This is a genomic window from Alteromonas sp. CNT1-28 (assembly GCF_022348345.1).
GTDB lineage: Bacteria > Pseudomonadota > Gammaproteobacteria > Enterobacterales > Alteromonadaceae > Alteromonas > Alteromonas macleodii.
Genome location: NZ_JAKREZ010000006.1, coordinates 103,546 through 120,589 on the forward strand (window position 1 = coordinate 103,546; position 17,044 = coordinate 120,589).

The 17,044-nt window shown below is 45.9% G+C and carries 10 protein-coding genes; all 10 read left to right on the top strand.

Translation table 11 applies throughout. The features are described 5' to 3' along the window. Positions 1-276 precede the first annotated feature (276 nt). The 10 genes from MHN02_RS05245 to MHN02_RS05290 all read left to right on the top strand — a co-directional run bounded on the left by MHN02_RS05245 (position 277) and on the right by MHN02_RS05290 (position 16,967). A complete protein-coding gene (locus MHN02_RS05245; RefSeq protein ID WP_014975659.1) occupies positions 277-1,842 on the top strand; it encodes a SulP family inorganic anion transporter in 1,566 nt (521 codons plus the stop codon). 311 nt (positions 1,843-2,153) lie between these two features. Next, positions 2,154-4,703 carry a nitrite reductase large subunit NirB gene (gene nirB, locus MHN02_RS05250; protein ID WP_239244918.1) on the top strand — a complete coding sequence of 850 codons (2,550 nt, stop codon included), beginning with the start codon at positions 2,154-2,156 and terminating at the stop codon, positions 4,701-4,703. Positions 4,704-4,739: 36 nt separating this feature from the next. Further along, positions 4,740-5,111, top strand: coding sequence for a nitrite reductase small subunit NirD (nirD, locus tag MHN02_RS05255; RefSeq protein ID WP_014975661.1), 372 nt, complete (start codon positions 4,740-4,742; stop codon positions 5,109-5,111). Between the two features lie 86 nt (positions 5,112-5,197). Further along, positions 5,198-8,089, top strand: coding sequence for a nitrate reductase (locus MHN02_RS05260; protein WP_239244920.1), 2,892 nt, complete (start codon positions 5,198-5,200; stop codon positions 8,087-8,089). Positions 8,090-8,101: 12 nt separating this feature from the next. Continuing rightward, on the top strand, positions 8,102-9,085 hold the full coding sequence (gene cobA, locus MHN02_RS05265) for a uroporphyrinogen-III C-methyltransferase (RefSeq protein ID WP_075175959.1): 984 nt from the start codon (positions 8,102-8,104) through the stop codon (positions 9,083-9,085). Next, positions 9,069-10,055: a glycosyl transferase family protein gene (locus tag MHN02_RS05270; protein ID WP_239244922.1), complete on the top strand. Its 987-nt coding sequence runs from the start codon at positions 9,069-9,071 to the stop codon at positions 10,053-10,055. The genes cobA and MHN02_RS05270 overlap by 17 nt, the downstream gene beginning before the upstream one ends. A gap of 524 nt (positions 10,056-10,579) precedes the next feature. After that, entirely contained in the window at positions 10,580-11,782 is a 1,203-nt protein-coding gene (locus tag MHN02_RS05275; RefSeq protein ID WP_239244924.1) for a 5'-nucleotidase C-terminal domain-containing protein, read from the top strand. A gap of 4 nt (positions 11,783-11,786) precedes the next feature. Then, the gene (locus MHN02_RS05280) at positions 11,787-13,385 is read left to right on the top strand and encodes a GGDEF domain-containing protein (RefSeq protein ID WP_239244926.1); all 1,599 of its coding nucleotides are present in this window, start codon (positions 11,787-11,789) and stop codon (positions 13,383-13,385) included. A gap of 284 nt (positions 13,386-13,669) precedes the next feature. Next, the gene (locus MHN02_RS05285; protein WP_239244928.1) at positions 13,670-14,986 is read left to right on the top strand and encodes a methyl-accepting chemotaxis protein; all 1,317 of its coding nucleotides are present in this window, start codon (positions 13,670-13,672) and stop codon (positions 14,984-14,986) included. Positions 14,987-15,557: 571 nt separating this feature from the next. Continuing rightward, positions 15,558-16,967 carry a CmpA/NrtA family ABC transporter substrate-binding protein gene (locus MHN02_RS05290; RefSeq protein ID WP_239244930.1) on the top strand — a complete coding sequence of 470 codons (1,410 nt, stop codon included), beginning with the start codon at positions 15,558-15,560 and terminating at the stop codon, positions 16,965-16,967. The last annotated feature ends 77 nt before the right edge of the window (positions 16,968-17,044 follow it).

Sequence of the window (17,044 nt, forward strand, 5' to 3'; positions counted from 1 at the left end):
GAGACCGTACATGAAAAATTGACAAGCTCACAGCATTAGGAAAGGGGCAAAGAGCCCTGCGCTTATCACGTAAGCGCCAAGTAGTTCGGACTGGGGCCTGTTGATCTTTGCTGCACATCAACGTTCAACAGGCCCTAGTAACAATCTATTAAAAGATTTTGCGCTACAATGGTGATAGAATCGCCGAAAAAATCTCCTACCTACTTGGTGTACTGCTTTTGCGCAGCTTACGCCATGGTGGGTTGTTGTGTTTAACATCTTAGCTTCTGAGAGAACATGTTCGATTTAATTACCAGTAAAGACAGCAACGTTAAAAACGACGTGCTATCAGGTATTACCGTGGCGCTTGCCTTGGTCCCTGAAGCCGTTGCATTCGCATTTGTGGCCGGCGTAGAACCAATGATTGGTCTTTATGCGGCTTTCATGATGGGCTTAATCACTTCCGCTATTGGTGGCCGACCAGGAATGATTTCTGGTGCTACCGGCGCCATGGCCGTTGTAATGGTGGCACTGGTTGCCCAACACGGCGTGCAGTATTTATTTGCCGCGGTTATTTTGGCTGGTTTACTGCAAATAATGTGCGGTATTTTCAAGCTCGGAAAGTTTATACGTCTGGTCCCATATCCGGTAATGCTAGGCTTCGTAAATGGTTTGGCAATTGTTATTTTCTTGGCGCAATTAGGCCAGTTCAAAGTGACCAACGCAGCGGGTGAATTACAGTGGATGGAAGGTACGCTGTTATATTGGATGCTAGGGCTTGTGGCGCTAACCATGGCCATTATCTATTTATTGCCAAAGCTAACCAAAGCTGTACCGGCGTCGCTGGTTGCGATTGTTACGGTAACCTTGTTAGTACACGGTCTTGACCTTGAAGCGCGTACTGTAATCGACTTTGTTCGCGATTTGCTACCAGCTGACCAGCGCGAGACTGCGACGCTAGCGGGTGAACTTCCTAGCTTTGCTATTCCTATGGTGCCGTTCACCTGGGAAACCTTCATGATCATTTTGCCTACCTCAGTGATTCTTTGCTTGGTTGGTCTTATTGAATCGCTTCTTACCCTTTCATTAATTGATGAAATGACGGACACCCGCGGACGTGGTAACAAAGAGTGCGTTGGCCAAGGCGTTGCAAATACCGTAAACGGTTTCTTTGGCGGTATGGGCGGTTGCGCCATGATTGGTCAAAGTATGATTAATATTAACTCTGGTGGCCGTGGCCGCTTGTCTGGTATCACCGCGGCGGTTGTATTATTAGGCTTTATTCTATTTGCTGCTCCGCTAATTGAAATGATTCCTCTCGCTGCTCTTGTTGGCGTTATGTTCGTGGTGGTTATTGCTACATTTGAGTGGGCGTCATTCAGAATTATTCGCGGTGTAAACAAAGAAGATGCGTTCGTACTTTTCCTAGTAACCGGCGTTACTGTTATCGCTGACCTGGCTATTGCGGTTGTGGTGGGTGTTATCGTTTCAGCACTGGTGTTTGCATGGAAACACGCTCGTCATATTGAAGCGAGATCCCATATCGATAACGACGGTTGGAAAGTCTATGAGCTAGACGGCCCGCTGTTCTTTGGCTCGGTATCGCATTTCAAAGACCTGTTTGATATCGCCAACGACCCTAATGATGTAGTTATTGACTTTAAAGACTCTCGCATTTGGGATTCATCAGGTATCGATGCGCTAGATACCCTTGCTGACAAATACGAAGAGCAGGGTAAAAAGCTACACATTCGCCACATCAGTGATGAGTGTCGCTCACTGCTTCGCAAGGCCGATAAGTTTGTTGAAATCAATGTGGTTGAAGATCCTCGCTACCGCGTAGCGACGGATAAGCTGGCCTAAGTTATTTGAAAGCCTTAATGCACCAAGTAAACACAGTTTTGCGTTTGTTTGGTGCAGTTGTGAAGTCTGAATAATGCTTATTTTGTAGTAAATCAAATAAAAACAATTGTTTACGGTTTTGGCACTGAACTTGGATAGCTATAAACGTAAAGTGTGTTATGGTGATTTGTGTCAATCGCTGAAAATTGTGTGATTTATAACACTCCGTAAAATGTGTTAGCCGACCTAAACCGTTGGCAAAATAGGCAACGAAGCCCGTATCAACGAAAGTTGAAGCGGGCTTTTTTTTGTCCCGAAAAAAGGGGAATACCATGACTTCATTGGACTCAAAAACGCAAATTGTCGTCGTAGGCAACGGCATGGTGGGGCATCATTTTGTTGAGCAGCTTCACCAAAGCGATGCCAATGTAGAAATAACCGTTTTATGCGGCGAGTCACGCCTTGCGTACGACCGCGTTTATCTGTCGTCTTTTTTTAGCGGCGCGAGTGCTGATGACTTAGCGCTCACTACACCCGCTCAGTACGCCGAGTGGGGCGTAAACGTAGTTACCAATGCCTTGGTTACCGATATAGACCGTGACAATAATAAAGTGACGACTTCTGAAGGGCAGGTGTTTAGCTACGATAAGCTTGTGTTAGCTACGGGCTCATACCCATTTGTGCCACCCATCCCTGGCAACGATCAAGAGCATTGCTTGGTGTACCGTACTATAGACGATCTACTCGCTATTGAAGCTTCAGCAGCAGTGAGCAAAGTAGGGGTTGTTGTTGGTGGTGGGCTGTTGGGTTTAGAAGCCGCTAACGCATTAAAGCAAGCCGGTCTCGACACCCACGTGGTTGAGTTTGCCCCGCAGCTTATGGCGGTTCAGCTAGACCAAGCAGGTGGTAACATTCTTAAGGACAAAATTGAAGCATTGGGCGTTACGGTTCACACCCAAAAGGCAACGCAAACTATTGAGGCCGGTGATACCTGCCGCTATAAAATGGTGTTTGCTGACGGCACTGCACTAGAAACTGACATGATTTTATTCTCTGCCGGTATTCGACCTTCCGACCAGCTCGGCAGAAAGTCAGCGCTAACACTGGGTGAGCGCGGCGGTATTGTCATTGATAACCACTGCGTGACCTCTGATCCAAACATTTACGCTGTGGGTGAATGTGCGCTGTGGGATAACAAAATCTTTGGCCTGGTAGCACCTGGCTATACCATGGCGCGCACGGCTGTAAGTCATATAACCGGCGGCGATGCCGAGTTCGCTGGCGCAGATATGAGTACCAAACTCAAGCTAATGGGTGTGGAAGTGGGCTCAATTGGCGATGCTCATGAACGCACAGCCGGTGCGCTTAGCTACACCTATTTAAATCAGCCCGAGGGCGTGTACAAAAAGCTGGTGGTAGATAGCGAACAAAAGTATGTACTTGGTGCTGTACTCGTTGGCGATACCAGCGACTACGACACACTCTTACAGTATGCGCTTAATAATATCGAATTACCTGAACACCCAGAAAGTCTGATCCTACCATCATCTGATGCGGCACCGGCGCTAGGTGCCGATGCACTGCCAGACACCGCGTCTATTTGTTCATGCCTAAATGTGACAAAGGGCGATATTGTTTCAGCCATTGAAGGCGGCTGTTGTAGCGTTGGCGATGTAAAAGGCGAAACCAAAGCCAGCACAGGGTGTGGAGGTTGTGCTGCCTTACTTAAAAATGTTGTGGATAGCGAACTTGAAAAGCGCGGTGTGGAAGTATCAAAAGCCATTTGTGAGCACTTCAACCATACCCGACAAGAGCTATTTCACATTGTTAAGGTAAACGGCATTCGCACCTTTGACGAGCTACTAGAGCAGCATGGTGAAGGTCTAGGGTGTGAAATTTGTAAGCCCGCTGTTGGCTCAATTTTAGCCTCGGTGTATAACGACTACATTCTTAAGGCTTCACATCTTCCTCTACAAGACACCAACGATATCTACCTTGGCAACATGCAAAAAGATGGCACGTATTCCGTTGTACCGCGTGTACCTGGTGGCGAAATAACGCCTGAGAAGTTGATTCTGCTCGGCGAAGTGGCAAAAGAATACAACCTGTACACTAAGATCACGGGGGGTCAGCGCATTGATTTATTTGGAGCGCGCGTAGAGCACTTACCTGATATCTGGGAAAAACTGGTCGCTGGTGGTTTTGAAACCGGCCACGCCTACGCGAAGGCACTGCGTACTGTGAAATCGTGTGTGGGCAGCACCTGGTGTCGCTACGGTGTTCAGGATTCTGTTGGCACTGCCATTGATTTAGAGAATCGTTACAAAGGCTTACGTGCACCGCACAAAATTAAATTTGCCGTTTCGGGGTGTACCCGTGAGTGCGCAGAAGCCCAAAGCAAAGATATTGGTGTTATTGCTACCGAGCAAGGCTGGAACCTGTATATTTGCGGAAATGGCGGTATGAAGCCTCGACATGCAGACCTGTTTGCCACCGATCTAGATACCGAAACCCTTATAAAGTACATCGACCGCGTGCTGATGTTTTATGTGAAAACGGCTGATCGCCTACAGCGCACATCGGTGTGGATGGACAACTTAGAAGGTGGGTTAGCTTACTTGCAAGACGTTGTGATAAACGATGCTCTTGGCATTAATGGTGAGCTTGAAGCACAGATGGATGCTGTGGTTGATGCTTATCAGTGCGAATGGAAAACCACCATTGAAAACCCTGAGTCGCGCAAGCGTTTCCGTCAATTCGTAAACAGCAATGCTAGCGACACCAATATTCAGTTTGTTTCAGAACGAGGCCAGGTTCGCCCAGCTACTGAAGCTGAAAAAGTAGCAGGTAAAGATCAGTTCATTCCTGTCTCTATGGTATAGCCACTGGCTTATCAACCCTGTTAGGAGAATCAAATTATGTCAGCAGCGCAAAATGTAATGGCGTCAGAACCACAGCAAGTGCAATGGCACTATGTTTGTGAGACGAACGACTTAGTGACAAACAGTGGGGTTTGCGCCCTTGTCGACTCACAGCAAGTGGCAATTTTCAGTTTGAAGATAAACGGCGAAACCCAGGTTTTCGCCATTAGTAACTACGACCCTATTGGTAAAGCAAACGTACTCTATCGCGGGCTTCTAGGGTCGATAGGCGGTGCGCCTGTTGTTGCTTCGCCTCTATACAAAGAGCATTACTTTTTAGAAACCGGGCTGTGTAAAGAACACGACGATGTTTCCGTCACGGCTTACGCTGTGAAGGTAGAGGGCGAAAAGGTTTTTGTCGGCGTTTAAGCAAACTGTCTTTTTTATACGCCCACATGAATAAAGCCTTTTAGCAAAATGCATTCAAAAGCTGTGAAACCGAAAAAGGTAATGAAATGAATATGCCTACACGACAACCCGACATGATGTCTGAACAATTAAGACAAACAACATGCCCATACTGCGGCGTAGGGTGTGGTGTAGATATCAGTTGCAACGTAAGCCCGCGTGCCATAACCCTGGACACTGTTAAAGGCACGCCAGAGCATCCCGCCAATTATGGAAGATTGTGTGTTAAAGGAACAAACCTGCTTGAAACAAACGACGTAAACGGACGTTTGCTTCACCCAACTATGGCAGGTCAATCGGTGGATTGGGACACGGCCACCGATGTGATTGCGGATAAGATCACCTCTACCATTGCGCAGTATGGCGCGGATGCCGTTGCTTTTTATGTATCAGGTCAGCTTCTCACCGAAGACTATTACATTGCCAATAAGCTTATGAAAGGTTACATCGGCAGTGCCAATATCGATACGAATTCACGCCTATGTATGTCATCAGCCGTTGCCGCGTACAAGCGTGCGTTCGGTGAAGATGTAGTGCCTTGCGATTACACCGACCTAGAATGTACAGATTTACTGGTGATCACCGGAAGTAATGCGGCGTGGGCGCACCCAGTGCTTTTTCAACGCATTCAGCGAGCAAAGCTGAAAAATCCGAATATGAAGGTCATTGTTGTTGACCCACGCAAAACCGAAACCTGTACCATTGCCGATTTACACCTTCCTATAAAACCGGGTAGCGACGTAGCCCTATTTAACGGTTTACTCAGCTATGCAAACGCACAAGGTCGTATAAACAAATCCATTGTTGAGAGCTATGCCGAGGGGCTTGATGAAACGCTCAAAAGTGCAAATGCCCTAACGTTAGATGACGTTGCTGAAGTATGCGACCTGGACATTAACAGCATTAAGGCCTTCTTTGATGCCTTTTGCGAAGCCTCTAGCGTAATTACTTTTTATTCTATGGGCGTAAACCAGTCTTCTGCTGGTGTGGATAAAGCCCAAGCCATTATCAACTGTCATTTAGCAATGGATTTAATTGCTAAAGACGGTTGTGGCCCGTTTTCAATTACTGGCCAGCCCAATGCCATGGGAGGGCGTGAAGTTGGTGGGTTAGCCAATATGCTAGCTGCACATATGGACCTTGAAAACCCTGAGCATATCAGCGCTGTCAAAACCTATTGGAATGCCCCTGTTATGCCCAAAGGGCAGGGGCTTAAAGCAGTTGATTTGTTTAATGCTATTGAGAGTGGAAAGGTAAAGTTCGTTTGGATAATGGGGACTAACCCCGTTGTCAGTATGCCAAATCGCGGTCAAGTTGAACGCGCACTTTCTAAATGTGACATGGTGGTGGTGTCTGATATTGTTGAATCTAACGATACGCTTAACTACGCGCACATTGCCCTTCCAGCCTCGGGGTGGTCGGAAAAAGACGGCACGGTGACAAACTCAGAGCGCCGTATTTCACGTCAGCGCGGTATATTGCCTCCACCAGGTAGTGCAAAACACGATTGGCAAATACTGTGCGAAGTGGCGGGTAAAATGGGCTTTGGCGAGGCATTTAATTTTACCCATCCGTCACAAATATTCTGCGAATACGCTGGGCTAACCGGCTATCAAAATAACGGTAAGCGGCAGTTAGACCTGTCACCTTTACAAGCGTTAAGTGAAGCTCAGTACAATGGGCTATCGCCTTTGCAGTGGCCCTTTCAAGCAGTTACAAAAGCTGAGAATACGGCCAGTTCTAATTCTCAACCTAGTCTTACCAGTAAACGTCCTTTTGAAGACAAGCAGTTTTCAACACCCAACGCCAAGGCTAGGCTTATTCCCGTAACTTACAAAGCGCCATTGCAGGTGACATCAGACGCTTATCCTTTTGTTGTGAACAGCGGGCGAGCGCGAGATCAGTGGCATACCATGACGCGCACGGGTAAAGCGGCAAAGTTACTTGCTCATATGCCAAGTGCTAACGTGCATATCAACCCTAAAGACGCTGCTGAATTGGGCGTTGAAAGCGGAGATCTCGTTTCTCTTTCAAGTGCAGTATGTAAAGACGCCCCAGTTATCTACCCGGTAAAAATGGATACGGATATGCGCAAAGGGGAAGTATTCATTCCCATTCATTGGTCGGCGCAATGGGGGTCGCACAGTAAACTAGGCGCACTTTACGCCAGCGCGGTAGATCCTATTTCAGGGCAGCCAGAGTTAAAACACGCTGCGGTAGCTATCGCGCCTGCTCATTTCGCTACCTACGGCAAGCTCTTTGTTTCATCAGTAAACCAGTCAGCACATAATTCAAAACTTAATCCCTTTAGTGAAGACGTACTAAAGCATGCGTGTGATTACTGGAATACGACACCGCTTGAAAGCACAGAGGCGACTTCACCTGTAAATAACTCGGATGCAGCATTATCAGTATTGAACGTTGCTTCAAACAAAGGTCGTCGAGATTTTACACAAGCGTTGATACCTCTGCTGCCGCAAAACGCGGTGCTATTGCAGTTTCATCATCATACATACTCAGTATGCCTTGCGCTTGTCGATGATACTCTTTGTTTCGCGGCGTTTTTAGGCGATGAGCCAGAAAAGGCTGAAAGGGCACCAGCAACCGCACATACAACAGCGCAGGCAGCGCCACATTCAAAAAGCACATGGTCAGTACCTAACGAATGGCTCGCCAGCCTTCTCAACACATCAGTTTCCACAGACATACAGCGCAATTTATTACGAGGCCAAGTAGACGACGCATTTTTAAATGGTGATGTAGTTTGTAGCTGCTTTGAAGTGCGCGAAAAAACCATTACACATGCCATCGAAGAAGGCTGTAGTTCGGTGGCAGAGCTTGGTGAAGCATTAAAGTGTGGTACGAATTGTGGCTCGTGCAAGCCCGCCTTGTCTCAGCTGATAGACAAGCATTTAGTCATTGAAATTCATTCTGTTTAGGAGCGTTAAATCATGTCAATTGCATCTAGTTGGTCGTTACCGTTTTTGCGCACCTTATTTAAACCGCAGAAACCTTTGTTAAACCTCTTTTATCGCGATGCTATTTCTACCTCGGTCACGACCGTGACGACGCGCCAGCGCTCCGATAATCCAAAAGCTCCAGCTAAGCATTCATACTTTGGCAAGTGGTTGAAGTTAGCAAACAGGCAAACTGAAGGTCATAAACAAGGGCAGGTGTTCATCGTCGGTGCTGGTCCTGGTGATGCCGAGTTACTTACGTTAAAAGCGTTTCGTCTTCTGCAACAAGCCGATGTCGTGCTGTTCGACGCTTTAGTCAGCGAAGATATTCTCGCGCTAATTCCCTCTAAAGTGGTGAAAGAATATGTAGGGAAGCGCTGCAAAAAGCATAGCTTTACCCAAGACGCTATATGCAAGCGAGTGGTTGAATTGGCAAGCAACGGTCACACTGTCGTGCGGTTAAAAGGCGGTGACCCAGCCCTATTTGCAAGAACCTGCGAAGAAACCGATGCACTCACAAAAGCCAACATTCCTTTTGCTATTGTTCCTGGTATTACGGCAGCATCGGGTGTGTCAGCCTATACGGGGATCCCTTTAACCGACAGGCGTTGTGCTCAGTCGGTGAGTTTTATGACCGCACATTTTAAGGACGTGGATCAATGGCCAGAGATGGCACCCATGGCGCAAAATGTATTGAAGCAAACCATGGTGGTTTATATGGGGCTAAGCCGACTTGAAGGGCTATGCAAAGGCTTGATTCATCACAACGTGCCAACCACATGGCCAGTAGCGGCAATTGAAAATGCCACTTCGCCCGAACAGCGCGTGATTACTGGCGTGCTTGCCGATATTCATAGCAAGGTAGAAGCAGCAAATTTAACGGGGCCTACGTTACTTATATTTGGAAAGGTGGTAGAGTCTCGTCAACAGGTAAATACTCTTCTATTACATTCATCCAAGCATGCAGCAACCATTTAGTGAATACATAAAAATTATTGGAAAAGGTCAAAAAGGGGGGCGTAGCCTTACCCGTGATGAGGCTTATCATGCCATGAAAATGGTATTGGCCAATGAAGTGACAGGCGATCAACGCGGTGCATTTCTTATGTTGCTGCGTACCCGTGAAGAAACACCAGAAGAAGTTATTGGCTTTGTCGATGCATGCAGAGAGCTGATAGAGCCAGAAGTTAAAACCCTCACCCCCACGTTAGATATTGGCTGCTACGCGGGAAAGCGTCGCCAGTTACCGTGGTACTTATTGGCCGTAGCGGTTCTAGCCAACAATGGTTACTCGGTTATGCTCCACGGTGCGCATGAACCGGGTTCGGGACGCCTTTATGCAAGTATAGCGTTACCCCAATTGGGCCTGTTTGAAGTTAGCAGTATTGAAGATGCCAAACAGCAGTTAACGGATAAAGGGGTGACTTACCTTGATTTGTCTTATTTGCTGCCTGCGCTCGACACAATTATTAAGCTTCGTGAGGTATTTGGCCTGCGTTCATGCGCTAACACCCTCGCAAGGTTGTTGAATCCCACCGCTGCACAATTTTGCGTACAGGGCGTTTACCATATGCACCTTGACCACAAACACTGCCGCGTTAATGAGAATTATCCATCTATAGATGCGCTTTGCTTTCGTGGTGATGGCGGAGATCCTGAAGTTAATGGTGAGCGGGAAACTGAGCTATTTATTACCCGAAATGGTGAGACCGAAGAAGTAATAATGCCGGTGGTTGCTGACAAATGGGCGCTTAAAGATAAAGACATGAACGTCAACGACATGCTTGATGTGTGGGCGGGTAACGCGAATAGCCTTTACGGTGAACAAGCCATCTTAAGCACACTTGCCAGCTATTTGGTACTGCTACAAAAGTGTGATGTTGCAGATGCCCTGTCCCAGGCAAGGCAGCTTTGGGCACAGCGCGATAAAAGCGCAACGCCGTTTTAATCGTTTGGTGCAATAACCGTTTAACTCCGTCAAAGATCACACGTCTCTTGTATTGGTCAGATAGCCCGTGTTACCTGTCTAATAAATAGAAGTTTAACTGCGGGGGGGCGTAAAACCCTCTTGATAGAGGAAAAATAGTCAATCGTCGCATTGACTTAATCGTTGCTATACTTGTTAATAGTATTAGCAAAGTTTCCTTAAGTGGTGTTATGCGAATCACGCAATGGCTCGTCTTTTTAGTTAGCCTGTCGCTCTTATTTCGAGCAGGTTATGCTGTATCTGAAAATCGAGAACAGGTTATAACCTCTAGGGTAACTTTCGTTCTAACCGCAGATATGCCTAATATAAGTGATTCCCGCACAGGGCGTTAAGCAAATCTACAGACCCTCGTAAAACAGCAGCGGCAAAATAGTGATACCGTCTTTTTCATTTTCGGCGGCGGTTCAATTGGACCGAGCGCGCTATCCTCGTTTGACCGTGGCTCCCACATTATTGATATTCTCAATTCCCTTGAGCCAGATGTGATGGGGGTCACAAAGAGAGAATTTAGTTTTTATGAGGATGAATTATCTCTTCGTTCTTATGAAGCAGCCTTTCCATTGGTAGCCAGCAACGTAATAGACAACCGAGTGGGGCGTTCCCCTGATGGCCTGCACACTTCTGTGATTGTAGAAAAAGAAGAATTAACTCTTGGTGTTATATCAGTTCTACATGAGAGAGTGATAGAAGAGTACCAATTATCTGATATTGCTATAACGCCTCCTCAAAAAGCCATCATGGAGGAGTCTAAAAGATTGCGACAGCAAGGCGCAGATATTATTTTGCTGCACTATTCCTACCCGTTCCCTTTTATTAATACCATGCTGAACAAACGTATTATTGATGTCGCTTTTATAACAGACAGTCGCTTGGACGAGAAAAATATGCTCGAAACTACGCGTCATCCTAATAGTATGGTACTGACACAGCAGGGAACCGCTGTCGTTGCTAGTTTTGTGAAAAATGCTGGGTGGCAAGCAACGTCGTATATAGAACAGCCGTTAGAAGATATAGAGGCTGATGCTGAGTTAAACGAGCAACTCATTGAGTATGAAGCGCGCCTAAAACGGTTGTTAAATATCCAAATTGGCGAATGGAAGATTGCCGTTTCGACTGCGCGCAAAGAAGTGAGAAGTGAAGAGAATCCTTTTGTAAACTTTGTCGCGGATACCATTAAACGCTATGCCAATACTGAAATTGCCTTGATAAACGGAGGCAGTATCCGAGGCAACAAACAATATACGGCAGGTACACCAATTACTCGGCAAGATATTGTCACCGAAATGCCGTTTCGCGCGCATGTTGTGGCTTTGGATATAACTGGCGCTCAGTTAATTCAAGCTCTGGAAGAGGGGCTTTCGCAATATCAAAATTTAAAAGGCGGTTTTCCTCATGTATCGGGTATGTCTTATAGTTTCGACCCTTCAGCGAAAGTGCTTCAACGAGTAAAAAATGTCACCATTAATGGAAAGCGAATAGATAAGTCGAAAACCTATTCGCTGGCTACAAGTAACTTTCTGGCTAATGGCGGAGACGGTTTCTATGCGTTAAAGAATACCGAAAAGCGTCCGGCCTTGAGTACACGTCCCCCTCAAATATCTGACCTTGTGATGCAGGCCATCGTCAATCAATACGATATAAAGCCTAAAACTGATAACCGCATAATAAATATGGCAAAAGGCGGTTGATCAGATGCAGCATAAGAAAAAGACCTTGTATCTGTTTATCATTGCACAATGCAGTGTGATGGGATTTTTTCTTTTGATACTGGTTTTGTCGCTGCTGCGTTTAAATGACGTGCGAAAAGTACTTGACGATATCACCTCGTCTTCTATCCCCACTCTTAGCCAAGCTACTGAAATTACGCGTGAAGTTCAGCACTTAATTTCACTTACTGCGCGATTAACATCGTCTGAGAGCCAATCGTCTCGGCGTATCGTCAAAACCCAGTTGGATGAAACGATAGAGCGCCTGGATTCCTCCAATTTGAAGCTTGAGCAAGGAGACAAGTACTTAGCGACGCAGCTGAATGTACTTACATTAGAAATAGAAGAACTAAACGCATTAGTGCGTCAGCGGATTGATGTCGAAAAAGAAGTGCGGGTAGAAAGGGAAGTACTATTTACTTACTTGAACAATATTTTTGAAGACAATAAATCGCAGTATGTGGGTATTCAATCTTCTCAAACGCTGGTTCCTCTGATATTACAAATTGCCCAAATAAATCAGCAGTTCCAACTGCATGAGTTACGCAAGTTAGAGGACAATATTGAAGAAAGCATCGCTTCCTTGCGTGAGGCGACAACGCTCGACAAGCGCAGCAGCGAACTGGTAAGTGCGCTAGAGGAGGGGGTATTAGGTAAATGGGGCATGATTGATAAACAAGCTAATGTCATGCGCATTCGTGGACGTTCAAGAGGGCGAGGCAGTTTTGTTGAGCACTTGGCTGAAGAAGTCGCGTCAAATATTGAGTTTAGAGCATCTTCAATCACAAAAGACACCTCTTTTTACGCATTGTCTGCCAACCAAGCTGTGTCCAAACAAATAACCCTGTCATTGGCACTTTCATTAATTGTGATGATTATTTGTTGCGCCATCATCTTCTATATCTACAAACGTATTATTCTGCGTTTAATTGCTTTAACCAACTTGGTTGAAAAAAATAGTGAAGAAGTAGCAAGCTTCGAAGGCAGTGACGAGATATCTCGCCTGGCTAAAACCTTCGCACTGTATTTTGAGAGAGTAAAGAGCCAAGAAACCGAATTGATTCGTTTGTCACTTAGCGATCCGCTGACTAACATCCCAAACCGACGGGCATTTGAAATGGAAATGGAAAAGGTAATAGCGATGTCAAAACGGTATGACTGGCCGTTGACGGTAGTTATCTTGGATGTCGATAGTTTCAAACTTTACAATGACAATTATGGTCACCCTAAAGGGGATGAATGCCTGAAAGCCGTCGCTATTGGGCTTAATGAAGTCATTACCCGTAACACTGATTTTTGTGCTCGATACGGTGGTGAGGAGTTCGTAGCGATTTTGCCCAATACCGATGAGAAAGGCGCGAAGGTGAAAGCTGAAGAGATTCGAGATGCGATAGAATCATTAGGGATAGAGCACAGCAAGAGCACAGTTTCACCCGTAATTACCGCAAGTTTGGGCGTTGCAACGGTCAATTTCGTTAATCACCACAACTGGACGTTAACTTCGATCCTTAATACCGCTGATAAAGCTTTGTACGACGCCAAAACGGACGGCCGGAATCGCTGCGTGTTTTCATCGCTGCCATGAGTATTTTTGTATAGTAAAAAGAGGCGGGTTTATGTCAATCCCCAAACTGGGCTATCTCTAATCTTTATTGAACAAAAAAACTTCAGTTTTATTTGTGTGAAACATCAATAAACTTCATTTCCTCTGCTATCTTTAATCAAAACCAACAAAAACTAGCTTATCGTTTCAGACAACTAACCGTATTTCAGTGTGATACGCCAGTGCCTATTTTGTCAGGGGGGCTTCGTTATGAGCTAAGTCGGCTGATAAATAATGCGTGAAACGAAGTTCATTAGGAGCGCAGGATGTTTTTCAAAAATAAAGAGTTGATAGCCGAAAACCAACGTTTGGAAAAGGAACTGGCGGCATATCAAACGGTTAAGGAAGAGCTTCGTGAAGAAATGTTGTACATTGAGTTGAATGCAGATGGACGTATACGTGCAATTAATGATCTATGTACTCAAGCAACAGGATTTAAGATTTCAGAGCTAGAAGGGAAGTCCCTTGAAAGCCAAATGGACCCGAAATCGCTTAAGAAATCGGACGTTCAAGATATGCTAGGCGCTGTTAAAAATCATCGTCATTGGCATGGCGCAGTTAGCTTTAATAATGCAAAAGGCCATGAGATTTGGGTAAGAGGAATCATACAGCCCATAGATGACGCCTATGGAAATGTGAAGTGTATTTCTTTCTATATGGCAGAGCAAACGCGCAATATTTCTTACAGTAATGAGCTTAGAGATATGATTGCCGCGCTTCATCGCTCTTCTGCTGTTATTGAGTTCAACCTTGATGGCACCATCATAAAAGCCAACGAAAACTTTTTGAAAGGCACGGGCTACAAGCTGGAGCAAATAGTTGGAAAGCATCATAGGATCTTTTGCACAGAGCAAGAGGCGAACTCGGAAGAATATAAACAATTTTGGCGTGGGTTAGCGCAAGGACAGTTAGAATCTGGACGCTACAAACGCATTGATAGCCGAGGGAATGAAGTGTGGCTAGAAGCGTCATATAACCCCATCAGAAACGAAGATGGTCAGCTTTATAAAGTAGTGAAATTTGCAACGGTAATTACAGAGCAAATGAAGCGGGAGTTCGCCATTTCTGAAGCCGCCAACGTTGCATTCAATATTTCGCAAGAAACTGGAGAGCAAGCACGTAAGGGAAACCAAGTGCTCGATTCTACGGTTAAGGCGATGAACGAATTAACGAAACAGATGGGTAATGCGAGTGAAGGTATTAAGGACCTTGATGAGCAATCCCAAAAAGTTGCGGACTTGGTTAAAAGTATTAGCGGAATTGCCGACCAAACTAATTTATTGGCGCTTAACGCTGCTATTGAAGCTGCACGTGCAGGCGATCAAGGGCGTGGTTTCGCGGTAGTAGCCGATGAAGTCAGGCAGCTAGCGTCGCGAACCAGTAGTGCAACTGAAGAAATCGTAAACGTTGTCGTAGAAAACAGAAAGTTAACAGAAAATGCAGTTCAGTTAATTGAAGCTGGTCAGGAAAAAGCGCGCGAAGCCTTAGAGTATTCAACGCAGTCAGGCAAAGCAATGAGCGAAATCCAAAGCGGTGCCAATGAAGTGGTAAACGCTATCGGGCAATTTACTAAACGCCTCTAGAAAATTAGCGACACAATCAGACTGCTTTAGTCATTGGCCATATTTGTTCAACCTTGGTATCTGCTTTCGCGCACCAAGGTTGAACACCCCCCCTGTTTTGGTGCACCAAAACTAATTCATTCTCACTTTTCTCTTACCTCAATAGTGTAAATGTTCATAAATTTTAATGGCTTACATTTCTGGCACGATGGGTGCTAATTAATCCGTGCAACAACAACGTTGCTGTACAAAGCAACGGGTGCAAACACAAATGCGATGGCAGAGTGGAGTGCACAACACTTACCATAGGGTAAACAAATAGGATTCAGCGGAGAACGGTAAGGAAGCATCATCATCTCCGGCATTTATGGCAAGTGCATAATAATAAAAAATAAAGATGGTTTTATAAGCTAAAGCTTTTAATAAACCTCCCTTAAAGATGAGGTGTGTGAGCGGGAATTCCTGACTTACCATTAACAACTTGATGCGTTTGTAAGAACTCCGATATTACAAACACGGCAACGAAGCCCACCATGCTCGACGGTTAAACGTCGTACGCTGGTGGGTTTTTTTTTGGCTACGAGGAACACGTATGACTGGGTTAAAGACAACATCACTGCTAAAACGCTTTCGAACGGCGAGTGCTGGAGTATGTGCAGCACTTGCCGTCTCTGTAGCAAGTTTTTCTGCGAGTGTGGCAGCACAAGCGCCAGCGGTAGGCTGGCCTGAGAAGGAAGAACTTAAGTTTGGTTTTATCAAGCTCACTGATATGGCACCGCTTGCTGTGGCGTACGAAAAAGGCTTTTTTGAAGATGAGGGCCTCTACGTTACATTGGAAGCACAAGCTAACTGGAAAGTGCTGCTTGATCGCGTAATCGACGGCCAATTAGATGGCGCTCATATGCTGGCTGGCCAGCCCCTTGGTGCAACCATTGGCTTCGGCACGGAATCGCATGTGGTAACAGCGTTCAGTATGGACCTCAATGGTAATGGAATTACCGTTTCTAATGAAATTTGGGACAAAATGAAGGCCCATATTCCACAGGAAAATGGCAAGCCAGTTCATCCTATTAAAGCTGATTATTTAAAGCCAGTGGTTGATGAATACCGCAACGCTGGAAAGCCGTTCAACATGGGAATGGTATTTCCAGTTTCTACACACAACTACGAGTTACGCTATTGGCTTGCGGCAGGTGGAATTCACCCTGGATATTATGCGCCGCATAAAGGCGATACCGCGGGCCAAATTGACGCTCAGGCACTGTTGTCAGTCACTCCCCCACCGCAAATGCCAGCGACGATGGAAGCTGGCACCATCTATGGCTACTGCGTAGGCGAGCCATGGAATCAACAGGCTGTGTTTAAAGGTATTGGTGTACCTGTGATCACCGACTACGAAATTTGGAAAAATAACCCTGAAAAAGTGTTCGGCGTAAGCCAGGGCTGGGCTGACAAATACCCAAATACGCACATTCGCGTGGTTAAAGCCCTAATTCGAGCGGCAATGTGGCTGGATGAAAACGACAATGCTAACCGTCCTGAAGCGGTAAAGATTCTTGCTAAAAGTAACTACGTAGGTGCAGATGAAGACGTACTGGCTAACAGCATGACAGGCACTTTCGAATACGAGAAAGATGACAAGCGCGACGTGCCTGATTTTAATGTGTTCTTCCGCTACAACGCCACTTACCCATACTACAGTGATGCTATTTGGTACCTCACACAAATGCGCCGCTGGGGTCAAATTTCAGAGGCTAAGTCTGACGATTGGTATAAAGAGACAGCCAAAAAAGTTTATAAACCAGAGGTTTATGCTCAGGCTGCTAAAGCGTTGATTGCCGAAGGTAAAGCTAAGGCGTCTGACTTTCCAGAGTTTGGGACGGAAACCGGCTACAAGCCACCTCAGAGCGAATTCATTGATGGCGTGACGTTTGACGGAAGCAAGCCTAACGCTTACTTAGAGCAATTTAAGATTGGTCTGAAGGGTGACACTGTACTGTAAGTGTCTGATTTAATGGCCCTGCCTTCAGTTCTAACTAGGGCGGGGCATAAACAGCGCAAAAGCGCACATCAAGTGTC

Bases quoted from the DNA above. Each gene is read 5' to 3' on its own strand.
- MHN02_RS05245 (WP_014975659.1), top strand. From the start codon at position 277: ATGTTCGATTTAATTACCAGTAAAGACAGCAACGTTAAAAACGACGTG.
- nirB (WP_239244918.1), top strand. From the start codon at position 2,154: ATGACTTCATTGGACTCAAAAACGCAAATTGTCGTCGTAGGCAACGGC.
- nirD (WP_014975661.1), top strand. From the start codon at position 4,740: ATGTCAGCAGCGCAAAATGTAATGGCGTCAGAACCACAGCAAGTGCAA.
- MHN02_RS05260 (WP_239244920.1), top strand. From the start codon at position 5,198: ATGAATATGCCTACACGACAACCCGACATGATGTCTGAACAATTAAGA.
- cobA (WP_075175959.1), top strand. From the start codon at position 8,102: ATGTCAATTGCATCTAGTTGGTCGTTACCGTTTTTGCGCACCTTATTT.
- MHN02_RS05270 (WP_239244922.1), top strand. From the start codon at position 9,069: ATGCAGCAACCATTTAGTGAATACATAAAAATTATTGGAAAAGGTCAA.
- MHN02_RS05275 (WP_239244924.1), top strand. From the start codon at position 10,580: ATGGGGGTCACAAAGAGAGAATTTAGTTTTTATGAGGATGAATTATCT.
- MHN02_RS05280 (WP_239244926.1), top strand. From the start codon at position 11,787: ATGCAGCATAAGAAAAAGACCTTGTATCTGTTTATCATTGCACAATGC.
- MHN02_RS05285 (WP_239244928.1), top strand. From the start codon at position 13,670: ATGTTTTTCAAAAATAAAGAGTTGATAGCCGAAAACCAACGTTTGGAA.
- MHN02_RS05290 (WP_239244930.1), top strand. From the start codon at position 15,558: ATGACTGGGTTAAAGACAACATCACTGCTAAAACGCTTTCGAACGGCG.